This window comes from Streptomyces sp. NPDC006463 (genome assembly GCF_042870715.1).
In the GTDB taxonomy this organism is placed as follows: domain Bacteria; phylum Actinomycetota; class Actinomycetes; order Streptomycetales; family Streptomycetaceae; genus Streptomyces.
The window spans coordinates 152,571-168,242 of sequence record NZ_JBIAHP010000004.1 but is presented as its reverse complement, the minus strand read 5'-3'; the positions used below and the strand labels follow the sequence as shown (position 1 = coordinate 168,242).

Below are 15,672 nucleotides of genomic sequence, written 5' to 3'. Positions count from 1 at the left end.
CAGTCGTAACCTGTACGAGCCTATGACGTCCCTTACGGAGACCCCTTGCCCAGTCCCTACCGCGCGATCTTCGCGGCCCCCGGAACGAAGGCGTTCAGCGCGGCCGGCCTCATAGGCCGGCTCCCGATCTCCATGGTCGGGGTGGGCATCCTCACCATGATCTCCGAGATCACCGGCCGCTACGCGATGGCCAGCGCGCTCACCGGCACGCTCGCCCTCGCCGCCGCGGTCATCGGCCCGCAGGTCTCCCGCCTGGTGGACCAGTACGGCCAGCGGCGGGTCCTGCGCCCCGCGACGGCGGTCTCGGTGGCCTCGGTGGCCGTGCTGCTGGTGGCCGCCGCGAACGGGTGGCCCGACTGGACGCTCTTCGTGTGCGCCGCGATCGCGGGTTGCGTACCGAGCGTGGGCTCGATGGTCCGCGCCCGCTGGACGGTGATCTACCGCGAGTCCCCGCGCGAGCTCCACACCGCGTACTCCTTCGAGTCCGTGATCGACGAGGTCTGCTTCATCTTCGGCCCGATCATCGCCATCATGCTGTCGACCGTCTGGTTCCCCGAGGCCGGACCGCTGATCGCCGCCGTCTGCCTGTTCGCCGGCGTCTGGCTGCTCACCGCGCAGCGCGCCACCGAGCCCGCGCCGCACCCCCGCGACGAGCACGCGGACCGCACCTCGGCCCTGCGCTCCCCCGGCCTCCAGGTGCTGACGGCCACCTTCGTGGCGACCGGTGCGATCTTCGGCTCCATCGACGTGTCCACCCTGGCCTTCGCCGAGGAACAGGGCCACAAGTCTTACGCCAGCTACATCCTGGCCGTCTGGGCCCTTGGGTCCTGTATCGCCGGAATCGTCTTCGGCCTGCTCCATCTCAAGGGCCGGACCGAACGCAGGTGGGTACTGGGCATCTGTGCGATGGCCGTGAGTATGATCCCCCTCCTACTGGCCGGGAACCTTCCGTTTCTGGCCGTGGCGCTCTTCGTCTCGGGCCTCGCCATCGCTCCCACGATGATCACCACGATGGCCCTGATCGAGGCACACGTACCACGCGCGAAGCTGACCGAGGGCATGACCTGGATCAGCACCGGCCTCGCGGTCGGCGTCGCGATCGGCTCCTCCGTGACCGGACTGGTCATCGACGCGGCCGGCGCGCAGCGCGGGTACGTCGTCTCCATCGCGTCGGGGGTGGCCGCGGCGGCGGTGGCGTTCGCGGGTTATCGCCGGCTGACGAGGCCGGCGCAAGGGGAGGAGCCAGCTAGCGATGGGGACGGCGACAGCAGGGAAGAACAGCCAGACCGCGTGGCGTAACTGGGCGGGCAACGTGTCCGCCCGGCCCGCACGCGTGGTGACCCCGGCCTCGGTCGGGGAGCTCCAGGAAGCGGTCCGCCGGGCCGCCGAACAGGGACTGCGGGTCAAGGCGGTCGGCACCGGCCACTCCTTCACCGCGGCCGCCGCGACCGACGGGGTGCTTCTGCGCCCGCAGGCGCTGGCCGGGATCACCTCGATCGACCGCGAGGCGGGCACCGTCACGGTGGCGGCGGGCACGGTCCTGAAGGACCTGAACGCGGCCCTGGCCCGGGAAGGCCTGTCGCTCACGAACATGGGCGACATCATGGAGCAGACGGTCTCCGGCGCCACCAGCACGGGCACCCACGGCACCGGCCGCGACTCGGCCTCCATCGCCGCCCAGATCCGCGGCCTGGAACTGGTCACCGCAGACGGCCGGCTGCTCACGTGCTCCGAGAAGGAGAACCCCGAGGTGTTCGCGGCGGCCCGGCTGGGCATCGGCGCGCTGGGCATCGTCACCTCGATCACCTTCGCCGTGGAGCCGCTCTTCTTCCTGACCGCCCGTGAGGAGCCCATGGGATTCGACCGGGTGACGGCCGAGTTCGACGAGCACTTCGCGGAGAACGAGCACTTCGAGTTCTACTGGTTCCCGCACACCGGCAACTGCAACACCAAGCGGAACAACCGCAGCCAGGGCCCCGCCGCCCCGCCCGGACCGGTGAGCGCGTGGATCGAGGACGAGCTGCTGTCCAACGGCATCTTCCAGGCGGTGAACTCGCTGGGCCGCGCGGTCCCGGCCACCATCCCCTCCATCGCCCGCGTGGCCAGCCGCGCCCTGTCGGCGCGCACCTACACGGACATCCCGTACAAGGTGTTCACCAGTCCGCGCCGGGTGCGGTTCGTGGAGATGGAGTACGCACTGCCGCGCGAGCGCGTGGTCGAGGCGTTGCGGGAGCTGCGGGCCATGGTCGACGGCTCCGGGATGCGGATCAGCTTCCCGGTCGAGGTGCGGACGGCCCCCGCGGACGACATCACGCTGTCGACGGCCTCGGGCCGGGAGACGGCGTACATCGCGGTGCACATGTACCGGGGCACCCCGTACCAGGCCTACTTCACGGCGGCCGAGCGCATCTTCACCGCGCACGGCGGCCGGCCGCACTGGGGCAAGGTGCACACGCGGGACGCCGAGTACTTCGCGCGGGTCTACCCGCGGTTCGCCGAGTTCACCGCGCTCCGCGACCGGCTGGACCCGGACCGGGTGTTCGGCAACGACTACTTGCGGCGCGTACTGGGCGAGTGAGTTCAGGGGGCGCTTCGGCCCTGCCCGGCGGGTGTCGGGGCGTCCGTACCCGGAATCCCGCTCGGGGTGGGCGTCGGTGTGGGCGTCGGCGTCGGGCCGTGCTGCGACGGGGAGGAGGACGGGCCGGGCGAGGAGTCGCCCGGGTCCGGGGTGCTCGGACCGGGGCTCGGGCCGCGGCCGCCTCCGCTGTGCGAGGCCGAGGGGGCCGGGGAGGTCCCGGACCCCGGGGTCTTCCCGTCCTTCCCGTCCTTCTCACCGGCGCCGTTCTCCTCCTCGGGCCGCGGGGGCGCGTGGTCGGGCGCCTTGCGGGTGCCTCCGGAGAGGATGGTGCCGCCGCCCGCGCTGACCGAGGTGCCGGCTATCGCCTCGTAGCTCCCGAGGACGCCCAGGGAGAGGGCGAAGACGGCGCCGGCCGCGACCGCCGTGCGCCTGCGGCCCCGCACCCGGGTGCCGTGCAGGGTGGCCTCGCCGAACTCCCCGGAGGGCGCGGCGGCACCGGGGAGCGGCACCCGGCGGGCCCTGGGGCGGGCGGTCTCGCGGAGCTGGTCGCCGGTGCGCCGGAAGAAGTGCTGGATGACGGGTCCGCCGGCGGTGGCGACGACGCTGACTACACCGGCGCCCAGGATGGTCCCGTAGACGCCCATCTTCGAGGCGAGGAGGGCGGCCGCGACGGTGGCGAGGGAGCTGCCGGCCACCTGAGCCGCGCTCAGGTCGAGCTTCTTCTTCTTCTCCGGTTCGCCGTCGTGCGCCGTCCTCTGACCCATCGCCATCCCCTGTGTGTCCTGCCTCTCCCGCACCGGAAGCCTTCAGCAGTTACTGACACCCGAGCGAAACGAATAGTTCCGTTTCTGGGGATTCTGTGAAGCAAGACACCCGGAAACGGACACGAGTACAGGTGGAGCCCGTCAGAGGGCAGGCCAACTCCCACCGTCCGGGAGAAGTTCGGCGGCGCGGCGGTCCACCCAGGTGGCCCGAATGGAGTACTGTGACGAGCCCTGGGTTCGTCCTTCCTTACGGATGTCCGGATTCGGGAGAGGGGGCCGAATTGATGGAAAACGGCACTCAAAGACCGGTGTTGCCGCGGTATCGCACGGATTCCTGCTGCGCACAGTAACCACTCGGTCACTGTGCGTGCCCAACAGGTAACCGTGCCATAACGGCGATCAAGGGCCCATGCCCGACACGCCGGTTTAACTCGGCAAGGTTGTGGCAGGCTGCACCCGGGCAGGCCACACTCGACTAGCGGAAGCAGCGACGCACGTGACGTCGGCAGGCACCACCCGGGAGGTCCCCATGCCCGAACTGCGTGTCGTGGCCGTCTCAAATGACGGCACACGACTGGTGCTCAAGGCTGGGGACAGCACGGAGTACACGCTTCCGATCGACGAGCGGCTGCGGGCTGCCGTGCGCAACGACCGCGCGCGCCTGAACCAGATCGAGATCGAGGTCGAGAGCCACCTCCGCCCCCGCGACATCCAGGCCCGCATACGGGCCGGTGCCTCCGCGGAGGAGGTCGCTCAACTCGCCGGCATCCCCGTCGACCGCGTGCGCCGCTTCGAGGGCCCGGTGCTCGCCGAGCGCGCGTTCATGGCCGAGCGCGCCCGCAAGACCCCCGTACGCCGCCCCGGTGAGAACACCGGACCCCAGCTCGGCGAGGCCGTGCAGGAGCGGCTGACGCTGCGCGGGGCCGAGAAGGAGTCCGTCCAGTGGGACTCCTGGCGCCGCGACGACGGCACCTGGGAGGTCCTGCTCGTCTACCGGGTCGCCGGTGAGCCGCACTCCGCCATCTGGACGTACGACCCGCCGCGCCGGCTGGTCGTGGCCGTGGACGACGAGGCCCGCTCGCTGATCGGCGAGTCGGACGACCTCCCGGCCACGCCGGAGCCGAGCTTCCCCTTCGTACCGAGGATCGCGCGGCTGCCGCGCGACCGGCCGCTGGACCGCGTCCTCGACCGCCAGCTGGAGCGGCCGACGGCCCCCCAGCCGGATCCGGAAGAGGAACGGGACACCCTGACCAGCCTGCTGGAGGCGGTCCCGAGCTTCCGCGGCGACATGGTGGTCCCGGACCGGACCGAACCCCCGGCGGAAGAGGCCGAGGTGGAGGAACCGCCGGCCCCGGCCGCCTCTGCGGGCGCGGGTTCCGCGTACGCCGACGTCCTGATGCCCCGCACGGTGGCCGGCCACCGCGACCGGCTGACGGGCACCACCGACCGTCAGGCCGAGGCCGACGGGGTCCGCCCCGGGCGCCGCGCGGCGGTGCCCAGCTGGGACGAGATCGTCTTCGGCACCCGCCGCAAGAAGCAGGAGTAGCGCCGCCGCCCGGGCATCCCGGCGGCGGCGCCTTCGGGGCTACTCGTCCGGGCTACTCGGGGTGCGGACCCGTGGCCACCGGCCGGGCCGGGTCCGCGGACCACTCCGACCAGCTGCCCGCGTAGAGGTCGGAGGCGATTCCCGCCACTTCCAGCGCGAGCACCTCGTGCGCGCCGGAGACCCCCGATCCGCAGTACACCCCGACCGGGGTGCCGTCCGCGGCGCCGAGGGCGGCGAAGCGCGCCCGCAGGGCGGCCGCCGGCAGGAGCCGGCCGTCCGGATCCACGTTCTCCGTGGTCGGGGCCGACAGGGCGCCCGGGATGTGGCCGCCGACCGGGTCGATCGGCTCGACCTCCCCGCGGTACCGCTCCCCCGCCCGCGCGTCCAGGAGGACCCCCGCACGCGCCCGCGCGGCCGCCCCGTCCGCGTCCAGCAGTCCGACCGCTCCAGGACTTGGCTTGAAATCACCCTCCGTGGGAGTCACCCGGTCGGCCGTCACGTCACCCCCCGCTGACGTCCACTGCGCCAGGCCTCCGTCCAGTACCCGTACGTCCGTGTGACCCGTCCAGCGCAACAGCCACCATGCCCGGGCGGCCGCCCAGCCCTGACCGCCGTCGTACACGACCACCGGTACGTCCGACGAGACGCCGGCCCTGCGCATCACCGCTCCGAAGGCCTCCGGGTCCGGCAGCGGGTGCCGTCCGCCCGACCCGGGCGGACCTGCCAGTTCACTGTCGAGGTCGACGTACACCGCGCCGGGCAGGTGCCCGGCCTCGTAGGCGGGGCGCTGGTCGGGACCGCCCAGCTGCCAGCGGACGTCCAGCAGCACCGGCGGCCGGGAACCGGCCAGCTCGCTCGCCAGTTCGGCGGCGGAGAGGATCGCAGATTTCGAAGTCATGCGGCCCATCTTCCTCCCCGCCCGGCGCCCCCGTAACAAGCCCGACACCAGAGGTGCGAACCGATCCGGTCATCTCTCTCCCGGGCCCCCGCGACCCGGCCGGTCGGGGCGCGTCGAGCCCCCCGGAGTGGAAGCATCAGCACCGGTAAGCGGCACGACGGAGGAGACGGCTGACATGACCGAGGCAGCGGAAGCAACCCGGCGCACGCCCGGCACCCCGTGCTGGGTGAGCCTCATGGTGCACGGCCTGGGGACCACCGAGGACTTCTACGCCGACCTGTTCGGCTGGGAGTACGTACCGGGCCCGGAGCAGCTCGGCCCGTACGTCCGGGCCCTGCTGGACGGCCGTGAGGTGGCCGGCATCGGCGAGATGCCGCCGGACCGGCATCTTCCGGTCGCCTGGACCACGTACCTCGCCACGGACGACGCCGACGCCACGGCGGAGACGATCCGCGCGTGCGGCGGCACGGTCGCGGTGGGCCCGCTGGACGCAGGCATCGCGGGGCGGGTGGCGATCTGCTCCGACCCGCTGGGCGCGATCTTCGGGCTGTGGCAGGCACAGTCCCACATGGGCACCCGGCTGCACGGCGCCCCGGGCACCCCGGTCTGGAACGAGCTGGTCACCCAGGACACCTCGGCGGTCGGCAAGTTCTACGAGCACGTCTTCGGCCACGAGGCCCAGACGCACTCCACCGCCTCCGACGACTTCGACTACCTGACCCTGCACCTGGAGGGCCGCCCGGTGGCCGCCGTGCACGGCGTCGGCCGCTCGCTGCCGCACGACCGGGGCCCGCACTGGATGACGTACTTCGAGGTCGAGGACACCGACGCGGCCGCCACCCGTGTCAGCGATCTGGGCGGGCGGATCCTGGAACCGCCCCGCGAGGGCATCGGCGGCCGTGTGGCCACGGTCGCGGACCCGGAGGGCGCGGCCTTCACCCTCATCCATTCCCGGCCCCGCGACTGACCCGGGCGCACACGGTCAGGCGTGACCGAAAAGGGCAGGCTGTGGCAGCAGGAGCCGTGGGCCGACAGCGCGGCCGCGTTCCAGATGCGCGAGGCCGGCCACTTCCGCGAGCCGTCGGGTTCAACCGGGCAGGGATGGCCGAGGAGTTCGCCGACCCTGCGGCCGCAGGCGATGCTGCCGAACACGGTCGACCTCGGCGACGCCACGGTGGTCCTGACCCCCGGGCGGCAGGAGGGAGCCCCCACGCACTGACCGGAGCTCAGGAGGGAGTCGAGATCAAGCCATCTTTGTCGCTCGTACAACTGTCGATGGGTTACTCGGAGTTCACCGTCCTGGGACTACCGGAACAAGAACGTACGGCCGACGAGCGGACGCCTGATCGATCAGCCGATGTACCGATTTCCGGACGGTGCGGCAAAGGACCCCCTTTGCCCCGGCGCACGACCTGACAGACGATGTGTCTTCCGCTTGGGTCACCTGAGGTCGCTCAGTACACCACTCACGTTGAGCACCTCGTGGCACTCCTGCGCCTGACGCCCGGTGGCAGGGGTGCCCGGCTTCGCACAGGTCACCTGGACGGTCACAGTCTGGCTCTCGGCGATGCTGATGGGGGTGACCCAGTGGTAGTCCTGGTTACGGAACGTCTCCAGCGCGATCGTCGTGATCTTGCGGTCGCCGAAGCTGATGGTCACCACGCCTTCGTCGCCCTGGAAGTTGGCGACGACGATGTCCGTGATCCCGAACGCCTTGCCCGCGGGCACCGTGTAGGCACCGGTCTTGGTCTGCCCACCGTCGGTCTGCAGGTCGATGGTGGCCGAGCTCTGTTGCCCTGCGGCGCCCCCGCCGGCTCCCGGTCCCGATCCCGGCCCGGCTCCCGTACCGCCCGTGCCCGTACCGGGCTGGGGGTTCTTGCCTCCGCCACCCGGCTGCTTGGCGTCACCGGCCCCCGGGGGCTGTCCGTTCACGTCCGCACCGGGCGTCGGCCTCTTCTGGACCACCTCGTCGGCGGCCTCCTTGGCCGTACTGCGCACGGCCGGGCGCACCAGCATGAACCAGGCGAGCAGCAGCGCGAGCAGCGCCGCCAGTGCCGCGAGCAGCCACCTCGGGAAGACCGGGATCTGGACGAACTCCGCCTCCAGCGGGGCCCGGACGGCACCCGGATCCGGCTGCTCCTTTCCGTCCTCACCGTCCCCGTCACCGGCTTCGGCCACCTCGACGGTGAACGGCCAGGTCACCGGGGACCCGAACCACACCGGCTTGCCGGTGCGGACGCGCAGCACCACCTCCGCGGACTCCCCCGGCTCCAGCTTCAGAGCGGTGGGACGGAAGTCGAACTTCAGCTCCTCACCCGGCTGAGCGGGCGTGAAACCCAGCCGTACCGGGGAGTTGCCCTCGTTGCGCACGGCGAGTCGATAGCGCCCGCGCAGCCAGCCGCGGCGGCGTTTGGGAGCGCTCTCTGCGCGCAGCTCCCGGAACTCCTCGATGTGCACGGTGGTCTCGGGGACCCGCACGGACTCGGGGTGCTCGGTGGGCAGCACGCGCACGGCGAGCGGCACGTCGCCCGCCCTCACCTGCGACGAACGCGGTGGGGCCAGGCGGATCGTCACCGTTTCCGAGGTGCCGGGGTAGAGGGAGACGCGCTCGGGTTCCACCGTGGTCCACGCAGCGCAGTCGCCGACGACCTCCAGGCGGTACGCCTCGACGATGTCGCCGTCGTTGCGGACCGTCAGGCTGGTGGATGCGGTACCGCCCGGCGTCACCGACACCGGCGGGATGTCGAGGCCGAGTGCGCCAGGGCTGGGAGAGGCAGCTGGGGATGTCACACCACGACGCTACGGCGACGCCCCGGCCGCTTCCACGGGCGCGAGGGCAACGCCCCGGGCAGCCCCGATGCCCCCGCAGGCTGTTCTCAACTCCTCTCGCTGAACCACCTGTTGACCATCACCCCTCATCCGTATCCCCACATACGCATCACGGAACAGGTACGACACATGCCCCAGCCCCAGAACAACGCAACCGTCTCCCCGCCCGGCGCCGGCCGACGGGTGACCGTGGCCGTGTACGCATCGGACCCGATCCTGCGCGTCGGGGTCGTCCACCAACTGCGCCAGCGGCCGGAGATCGCGCTCGTCGACGACTCCGACGCCGACGACGCGCAGGTGTCGCTCGTGACCGTGGACAGCGTGGACGACGAGACGGCCGCCCTCCTGGACCGGCTGCGGCTCAACTCCGACACGCGCACCGGGCTCGTGGTCGGCACGTTCGAATCCGGGGACGCCTTGCAGCGCGCCATCGAATCCGGGGTCACCGCGGTACTGCGGCGCGCCGAGGCCGACCAGGACCGGCTCCTGCGTCTGGTCCTGGCGATAGCGAACGGCGAGGGCGTGCTGCCCGGTGACCTGCTCGCGAAGCTCCTCGACCACGTCGGCAGCCTGCAGCGTTCGGCGCTCGACCCGCGCGCCGTGTCCCTGTCCACCCTGACGTCGCGCGAGGCGGAAATGCTGCGCCTGGTGTCGGAGGGCCTGGACACCGCGGAGATCGCCCGCAAGACCTCGTACTCCGAGCGGACCGTCAAAAACGTGCTGCACGAGGTCATCACGCGACTGCAACTGCGCAACCGCACGCATGCGGTCGGCTACGCCCTGCGCAACGGGCTGATCTGACCGTACGGCGGGGACCGGTGCCCTGCGGCCCCGCAGGTGCGGGCCGCGCCCGCCACTGCCCGAAAGCGCACCGGGCGCTTCCCCCGGATCCGGCCCCGCGGCCCTGCCGGTCCGCAGCGGCGGGGCCGCAGGGTGGCGGGGTCATACGTAGATGCTGCACCGGACGGTGAGGTGGACCCTGATGGCCACGGGTGGATCCGGCGGTCGGCGACCCCGCTGGGGGAGAGTCGGCGCGTCGTTGCTGCTGCTGATCCCCTTGCTCGCGGCGACGGCGGCCACCGGCCCCGGCGACGCCGAGGCACGAACCCTGGCGGCCGACACCGGGGTCAGCCGGGTCGCGTACGCCGGTACGCGCCACCGCAGCCTGGGCAGGGTGGCGAGCGACACGTCCAGCACACCGCTGTTCGGCGAGGGCCCGGTGCACCTGGACCTCCAGCCCGCCGCGCAGGGCGACCAGTTGGTCTTCGCCAGCCGCCGCGACGAGCGGGCGCCGCAGGTCTACCTGCGGTCCGCGGACGGGTCGGTGCGCCGTCTGACCAGCGGCCTGGACGTGGCGAACCCCCGGCTGACCCCGGACGGCCGGTCGGTCGTCTTCGACTCGGTCCAGCCCGCCGCGTCCGGTGGCGTCCAGCGCGACCTGTGGCTGGTGCGCACCGACGGCACCGGCCTGACCCGGCTGACGGACACCCCCGCGAACGAGGAGCACCCCACGGTCTCGCCGGAGGGCGGACGCCTGGCGTACTCCTCCGACGGCGACCGGGCCGTCGGCCGACAGGTCTACGTACGCCCCCTGCGGGGCGGCTCCGCCACCCGCGTCACCGACCCCGCCAACGGCACGGCCACCGAACCGGTGTGGAACCCGGTGGACGACGCGGCCAACCGGAACGTGATCGCCTACACCGCGACCGGACCCGACGGGCCCCGCCTGCGCTGGACCGACGGGCGTGGCGACGGCCCGCTGCTGGCCGGTACCCAGGGGGGCTGGCGCACCCGGGGGGCAGCCTGGCTGCCCGACGGGAACGGCCTGCTCTTCCTCAGCCCGGACCGCACCTGTGACTGCAAGGGCGACTGGGACCACGTCTTCCAGGTGCCCGCGCACTCGCCTGACACGCCGCAGCTCGTACTCAGCGAGAACCGGGAGGTCGGCTCGCCCACTTGGCTCGGTCCCCTCAAGGGCGGCGGGGCCGTCGTCGAGCGGATCTCGTCGGCCGGGCCGCACGTCGTGACCCTGCAGGACGCCCGGACGGACGGCTCCGACCCCCGCGACCTCAACCTGACCATCCTCAACGAGGACCCGGCGGCCGACACCAACACCGACCCGGCCAAGGACCCACTGTTCCAGCCGGCCCCCGGCTCCGACCCGTGGACCGAGCGGCAGAACTACACGCCCGACGGGCGCCGGATCGTGCTGACCCGCTTCGAGGACACGCGCGACGGCCGGATCGAACGGATCTGGATGGCGGACGCCGACGGCACCCGCGAGGCCGCCATGCCGCTCGCGGGCCGCGGACCCAAGGACTGGGACACCGATCCGACGTTCTCCCCCGACGGCAAGTACCTCGCCTTCACGCGTACGTCGCCCGGCGGCGTCGGCGATGCCGCGGGCCCCGCGCGCATCCTGATCGCGGACGCCGCCACCGGGGCGATCCGCGGCGAGATCACCCCGCCCGCGGGCCGGCCCCGGGGCGGCGACGCCCAGCCGACGTGGTCCTCCGACGGCACGACCCTGGCCTTCACCCGCAATCTGGTGATCAACGGCGGTGGCGGCAACAAGCACATCTGGACCGTGCCCGTGGACCACCTGGACCGGCAGCGCGACCTGAGCGCCACCATCTGTCCCGGTGCCTGCGAAGTCATCGACGACAGCCCGGCGTTCTCACCGGACGGCGCCACCGTCGCCTTCAACCGCAAGAACGGCGGCGGCCGTGTCGACGAGCGCAGCGGCATCCTGCTCGCCTCCCCGGCGGGCGGCACCTGCCGGGTCCTGCTGCCCGACGCCGCCCGCGACAAGCCGGGGGCCTGCGGCCGCGAACTGCCCGAGACCACCGGCTCCGGACCCTTCCAGCCCCGCGACGCCGCCTGGACCGCCGACGGCAAGAGCCTGGTGCTCACCGCCCGCGGCTCCCGGGCCGCCAACAGCCCGGAGAAGCTGAAGCTGGTGGACGTGGCGACCGGCGCCCACAACCTGCTCGTCACCGGTCTGCCGGGCCGTCAGAAGGAACCCAGCGTCCAGCAGTCGGTGGACCTCGCGGTGCGCGCACCCGAGAAGGCCGCGCCGCTGACCGTCGGCGGCTCCGCCACCGTCCGGGTGGACGTCGTCAACCACGGCCCGGCGGCCTCACCCGGCACCCGGCTGACCGTCGCGCCCCCGCTCGGCGTGAACGTCACCGCGCTCACCGCACCCGGCGCCACCTGCGACGCCGCGGCCCTGACCTGCGCCCTGGGCGTGGTGCCGCCCGGCGCCACCGTCCCCGTGACCGTCACCCTCACCGGCCTCACCCCGGGCGACCAGCCGGTGGACTGGTCGGTCACCGGCACCGTCCTCGACCCCCGCCCCAGCGACAACGCCGGGCGGACCGTGGTGCCGGTGCACGAGGCACCCGTACCCCCTAAGCCGACCCCCACCCCGCCGACCCCCACCCCGCCGACGCCGACCCCGGTCCCGCCGACGACCCCGCCCACGACGCCCACGCCGCAGCCGGAGCCGCCCGCACCCCAGGCCGGCCCCGGGGTGAGCGTCACGGCGCAGCCGAACCCCGGCTACGTCGGCGGCCGCGTCGTCGTCACGTACACCGTCCGCAACGGGCAGAGCGCCCTGGCCACCGGCCTGCGGCTGCGCATCGGCCTCCCTCAGGGCGTGCCCGACGCCGGGCCGCCGCCGGGTTGCGACCAGAACTGGCAGTGCGCACTGCCGGACCTGGCTCCGGGCGCCCGGACCGTCGTGCGGGTCGTCCTCAACCCCGACAAGGCGCTCACCGGCGTCGTGACCGGCAGCCTGACCACGACCGGCACGGACGCCGATCCCGGCGACAACACCGCCCAGCAGCAGCTGCGCATCCTCCAGCCGCGCATCGTCGCCGTGCCGCCGATCGGCAGGCCCGGCTTCGTCACCTCGGTGCGCGGCGAGGACTTCCCGCCCGGCGTGCCCGTGCGGTTCACGTGGAAGCCGGGCATCACGGCCGCGGCGGCACCGACCTTCCCCCGGTCCGACGGCACGTTCATCGGCCAGCTGCTGATCCTCGCCAAGGACCAGACCGGCCCCCGTGTCATCACCGCGAGCGGCCCCGGCTTCTCCCCGGTGCAGACCGACTTCCTCGTGGTCAACGGCACGGTGCAGCCGCCCGACGAGGTGACCCGCCGATGATCCACGAGGTCGACGAGGGGCTGCGGCGGCTGCTGGCGGAATCCGGCCTGGAGGCGTCGGGCGTCGAGGTCGTGTTCGACGCTCCGACCCGTGACTGGGCGGCACGCCGCAGCGCGCCCACGGTCTGCGTGTTCCTGTACGACATCAGGGAGGACCCGACCCGGCGCGGCAGCGGCGCGGGCGAGGTCCACGACGCGGACGGGTTCGTCGTCGCGCGCCGCACCCCGCCGCGCTGGTTCGAGCTGACGTACCTGGTCACCGCCTGGGCGAGCAGACCACAGGACGAGCACCGGCTGCTCTCCCAGGTGCTCTCCTGCCTCGTGTCCACCGACACGCTGCCGCCGCGCCTGCTGAGTGGCACGCTCGCCGAGCTCGGCCTGCTCGTGGACGTGGACGCGGGCGGCACCGGGATGGACGCACCGGCCGCCTCCGACGTGTGGTCGGCGCTGGGCGGCGAGCTGAAGCCGTCCCTCGGGCTGCGCGTGAAGGCACCGCTGGCAGGCATCAGCAGGGTCGCGGCCCCGCCCGTCACCGAGGGCCTCGTGGTGAACTCCGTACCGCAGGCCGGACCGGGCGAGGACGGGAGCCCGCGCCGGCTGCGCTACCTCGAACTGGGCGCACCGGGGCCGGAAGGCTTCGGCGGCTCCCGGGAACGGCCCAAGGCTCCCGCCCGCCGCCGACGAGGAGAACGGCAGCCGTGACGCACGCCCTCCGGCCCCCGGCACCGGACCCGGCCCCGGACCGGGCCCGCGCCGACGAGGTCCCGTACCTGTGGACACGGCTGCGGCTCGTCGAGGAGCGGGTACGGCTGGCCGTGGCGCGCCGTCGCGCCGTCGATCCCGACCTGGACGACCCCTACCGGGGCCAGTACTTCACGCCCGAGGCGGTCGCCCGGATCCTGGACGAGGAGCACGGCCCGGGCCTGCCCGCGCTGGGACCGGGCGGCCCTCCGCCCGGCTCGCCGCTCGACGTCCTCGCCACGCGCTTCGGGCTGGAGCCGCTGGACGTGGACCTGCTCCTGGTCGCCCTGGCGCCGGACCTGGACGCCCGCTTCGAACGGCTCTACGGCTACCTCAACGACGACGTGACACGGCGTCGGCCGACCGTCGGACTCGCCCTCGAACTGTGCGGCCGCAGCCGGGTCGCGGCCGCCCGGTTCCGGCTCTCCCCCGGCGCACCGCTCGTCGCGGGCGGCCTGCTGGAGGTCGCGGAGGCCGAACGGCCGCCCCTGTCCCGGGTGCTGGCCGTCCCGGACCGGGTCACCGCCCACCTGCTCGGCCACGCCGCGCCCGATCCGCGTCTGGCCGAGGTGCTCGGCGAGGCCGCCGACGACCCGGCCGTCGACCCCGACGAACTGCTCCGGGCAGCCGCCGCTGCCACGAGCGGCACCGGCCACGTCCACCTGCGGACCCGCGGCGGCGACCCCGAGGGCCTGGCCGCCGCCGCACTGCACGCCTGCGGGCTGCGCCCCCTGGTCCTCGACCCGGCGGCACTGACCCACCACACCCGCGCCCTGCCCGCACTCGCCCGCGCCGCCGCCCGCGAGGCCCGCCTGCTCGGCGCCGGTGTGCTGCTCGGGCCGCTGGAGGAACTGCCCGACAAACCCGACGAGCGGGCCCACGTCCTGCGCACCCTGTGCACGGTGCTGCGCGGCATCCCCCTGTTCACGCACGGTACGAGCGGCTGGGAGCCCGCCTGGGCGGCCGCCACCCCCGTCACCCTGACGGTGGCGGCCCCCACCCCCGAGCGGCAGGCCGTGCGCTGGCGCCACGCGCTGGAGCGGGCCGCCGGCGAACGCGGGGACGCGGGCGAGGTCGACGCGCTCGCCCGGTCAGTGTCCGCGCACCGCCTCGACGCCGGGCAGCTGCGCCGCGCCGCCGACACCGCGGTGCGCACGGCCGCGCTCTCTGCCCGCCCGGTCTCCCCCGACGACCTGCGCAGCGCCGTACGGGCCCAGAACGGCGCGGGCCTGGCCCGCCTCGCCCGCCGGGTGGAGCCCGCCGTGGGCTGGGACGACCTGGTGCTGCCCGGCCCCACCCACCGCCGGCTGCGTGAACTCGCGGTGCGCGCGCGCCACCGCGACCAGGTGCTCGGGCAGTGGGGCATGCGGCCCGGCGGCGGGCGCGGGCGCGGGGTGATCGCGCTGTTCGCGGGTTCCTCCGGCACCGGCAAGACCATGTCCGCCGAGGTCGTGGCGGCCGACCTGGGCATGGACCTGTACGTGGTGGACCTGTCCACGGTCGTCGACAAGTACGTCGGTGAGACCGAGAAGAACCTGGAACGGATCTTCACCGAGGCGTCGGCCGTCAACGCGGTGCTGCTGTTCGACGAGGCCGACGCGATCTTCGGGAAGCGCTCGGAGGTCAAGGACGCCCACGACAAGCACGCCAACATGGAGTCGGCGTACCTGCTCCAGCGGATGGAGTCCTTCGACGGCATCGCCATCCTGACCACCAACCTGCGGGCCAACCTCGACGAGGCGTTCACCCGCCGCCTCGACGTGATCGCGGACTTCCCGGTGCCCGACGCAGCCCAGCGCCTGGCCCTGTGGGAACGGTGCCTGGGCGACCGGCTGCCCCGGGCCGGCGACCTCGATCTCGGTTTCTGTGCCGACCGGTTCGAACTCGCCGGGGGCTCGATCCGGGCCTGCGCGGTGACGGCCGCCTACTCCGCGGCCGCCTCGGGCGAACCGCTGACCATGCGCCAGGTGGTGACGGCGGTCGCCCAGGAGTACCGCAAGCTCGGCCGCCTGGTCCTGGAGGGTGAGTTCGGGCCGTACCTGGGCCAGGTCACGGACGTGTGACCCCGGCGGCGGACCGGCCGGGCGGGCTGCCTGGACGGCCCGACGGGGGCGACCGTAAGGGCAGCGCACTTGCCCCTGGCCAGGTCCGA

Annotated in this window: 12 protein-coding genes; 9 read left to right on the top strand and 3 right to left on the bottom strand. The window is 73.4% G+C overall.

The annotated features are described in order from the left end of the window. The first annotated feature begins 45 nt into the window (after nucleotides 1-45). Together ACFYOB_RS09920 and ACFYOB_RS09915 are read left to right on the top strand one after the other, a co-directional pair. Nucleotides 46-1,299, top strand: a complete 1,254-nt coding sequence (locus ACFYOB_RS09920) for an MFS transporter (protein ID WP_388557150.1) — start codon at nucleotides 46-48, stop codon at nucleotides 1,297-1,299. Beyond that, on the top strand, nucleotides 1,253-2,578 hold the full coding sequence (locus tag ACFYOB_RS09915; protein ID WP_388557147.1) for a D-arabinono-1,4-lactone oxidase: 1,326 nt from the start codon (nucleotides 1,253-1,255) through the stop codon (nucleotides 2,576-2,578). Before ACFYOB_RS09920 ends, ACFYOB_RS09915 begins: the two co-directional genes overlap by 47 nt. 2 nt (nucleotides 2,579-2,580) lie before the next feature. Here ACFYOB_RS09915 and ACFYOB_RS09910 read toward each other — a convergent pair whose 3' ends face one another. Next, nucleotides 2,581-3,342: a hypothetical protein gene (locus ACFYOB_RS09910; RefSeq protein ID WP_388557145.1), complete on the bottom strand. Its 762-nt coding sequence runs from the start codon at nucleotides 3,340-3,342 to the stop codon at nucleotides 2,581-2,583. Nucleotides 3,343-3,838: 496 nt separating this feature from the next. Here ACFYOB_RS09910 and sepH point away from each other — a divergent pair, with 496 nt between their 5' ends. Continuing rightward, complete coding sequence (gene sepH / locus ACFYOB_RS09905; protein ID WP_388557143.1) at nucleotides 3,839-4,888, top strand: septation protein SepH; 1,050 nt, start codon at nucleotides 3,839-3,841, stop codon at nucleotides 4,886-4,888. Between the two features lie 52 nt (nucleotides 4,889-4,940). Here sepH and ACFYOB_RS09900 read toward each other — a convergent pair whose 3' ends face one another. Further along, nucleotides 4,941-5,786 carry a sulfurtransferase gene (locus ACFYOB_RS09900; protein ID WP_388557141.1) on the bottom strand — a complete coding sequence of 282 codons (846 nt, stop codon included), beginning with the start codon at nucleotides 5,784-5,786 and terminating at the stop codon, nucleotides 4,941-4,943. Nucleotides 5,787-5,961: 175 nt separating this feature from the next. Between ACFYOB_RS09900 and ACFYOB_RS09895 the strand changes: the two genes are divergently transcribed. Then, complete coding sequence (locus ACFYOB_RS09895; protein WP_388557138.1) at nucleotides 5,962-6,753, top strand: VOC family protein; 792 nt, start codon at nucleotides 5,962-5,964, stop codon at nucleotides 6,751-6,753. 21 nt (nucleotides 6,754-6,774) lie between these two features. Further along, a complete protein-coding gene (locus ACFYOB_RS09890) occupies nucleotides 6,775-7,005 on the top strand; it encodes a hypothetical protein (RefSeq protein WP_388557136.1) in 231 nt (76 codons plus the stop codon). 221 nt (nucleotides 7,006-7,226) lie between these two features. On the opposite strand, the gene ACFYOB_RS09885 is transcribed toward ACFYOB_RS09890, so the two are convergent. Continuing rightward, entirely contained in the window at nucleotides 7,227-8,576 is a 1,350-nt protein-coding gene (locus tag ACFYOB_RS09885; RefSeq protein ID WP_388557134.1) for a hydrolytic protein, read from the bottom strand. 168 nt (nucleotides 8,577-8,744) lie between these two features. Between ACFYOB_RS09885 and ACFYOB_RS09880 the strand changes: the two genes are divergently transcribed. The 4 genes from ACFYOB_RS09880 to ACFYOB_RS09865 all read left to right on the top strand — a co-directional run bounded on the left by ACFYOB_RS09880 (nucleotide 8,745) and on the right by ACFYOB_RS09865 (nucleotide 15,583). Further along, nucleotides 8,745-9,416 carry a LuxR C-terminal-related transcriptional regulator gene (locus tag ACFYOB_RS09880; protein ID WP_388557132.1) on the top strand — a complete coding sequence of 224 codons (672 nt, stop codon included), beginning with the start codon at nucleotides 8,745-8,747 and terminating at the stop codon, nucleotides 9,414-9,416. Between the two features lie 181 nt (nucleotides 9,417-9,597). After that, nucleotides 9,598-12,780 carry a hypothetical protein gene (locus ACFYOB_RS09875; protein ID WP_388557130.1) on the top strand — a complete coding sequence of 1,061 codons (3,183 nt, stop codon included), beginning with the start codon at nucleotides 9,598-9,600 and terminating at the stop codon, nucleotides 12,778-12,780. Then, nucleotides 12,777-13,481, top strand: coding sequence for a DUF4255 domain-containing protein (locus ACFYOB_RS09870; protein WP_388557128.1), 705 nt, complete (start codon nucleotides 12,777-12,779; stop codon nucleotides 13,479-13,481). Before ACFYOB_RS09875 ends, ACFYOB_RS09870 begins: the two co-directional genes overlap by 4 nt. Continuing rightward, a complete protein-coding gene (locus ACFYOB_RS09865; RefSeq protein ID WP_388557126.1) occupies nucleotides 13,478-15,583 on the top strand; it encodes an AAA family ATPase in 2,106 nt (701 codons plus the stop codon). Before ACFYOB_RS09870 ends, ACFYOB_RS09865 begins: the two co-directional genes overlap by 4 nt. The last annotated feature ends 89 nt before the right edge of the window (nucleotides 15,584-15,672 follow it).

Coding starts and splice junctions, on each gene's coding strand:
- ACFYOB_RS09915 (WP_388557147.1), top strand. CDS start 1,253: ATGGGGACGGCGACAGCAGGGAAGAACAGCCAGACCGCGTGGCGTAAC.
- ACFYOB_RS09910 (WP_388557145.1), bottom strand. CDS start 3,342: ATGGGTCAGAGGACGGCGCACGACGGCGAACCGGAGAAGAAGAAGAAG.
- ACFYOB_RS09900 (WP_388557141.1), bottom strand. CDS start 5,786: ATGACTTCGAAATCTGCGATCCTCTCCGCCGCCGAACTGGCGAGCGAG.
- ACFYOB_RS09895 (WP_388557138.1), top strand. CDS start 5,962: ATGACCGAGGCAGCGGAAGCAACCCGGCGCACGCCCGGCACCCCGTGC.
- ACFYOB_RS09880 (WP_388557132.1), top strand. CDS start 8,745: ATGCCCCAGCCCCAGAACAACGCAACCGTCTCCCCGCCCGGCGCCGGC.
- ACFYOB_RS09875 (WP_388557130.1), top strand. CDS start 9,598: ATGGCCACGGGTGGATCCGGCGGTCGGCGACCCCGCTGGGGGAGAGTC.
- ACFYOB_RS09870 (WP_388557128.1), top strand. CDS start 12,777: ATGATCCACGAGGTCGACGAGGGGCTGCGGCGGCTGCTGGCGGAATCC.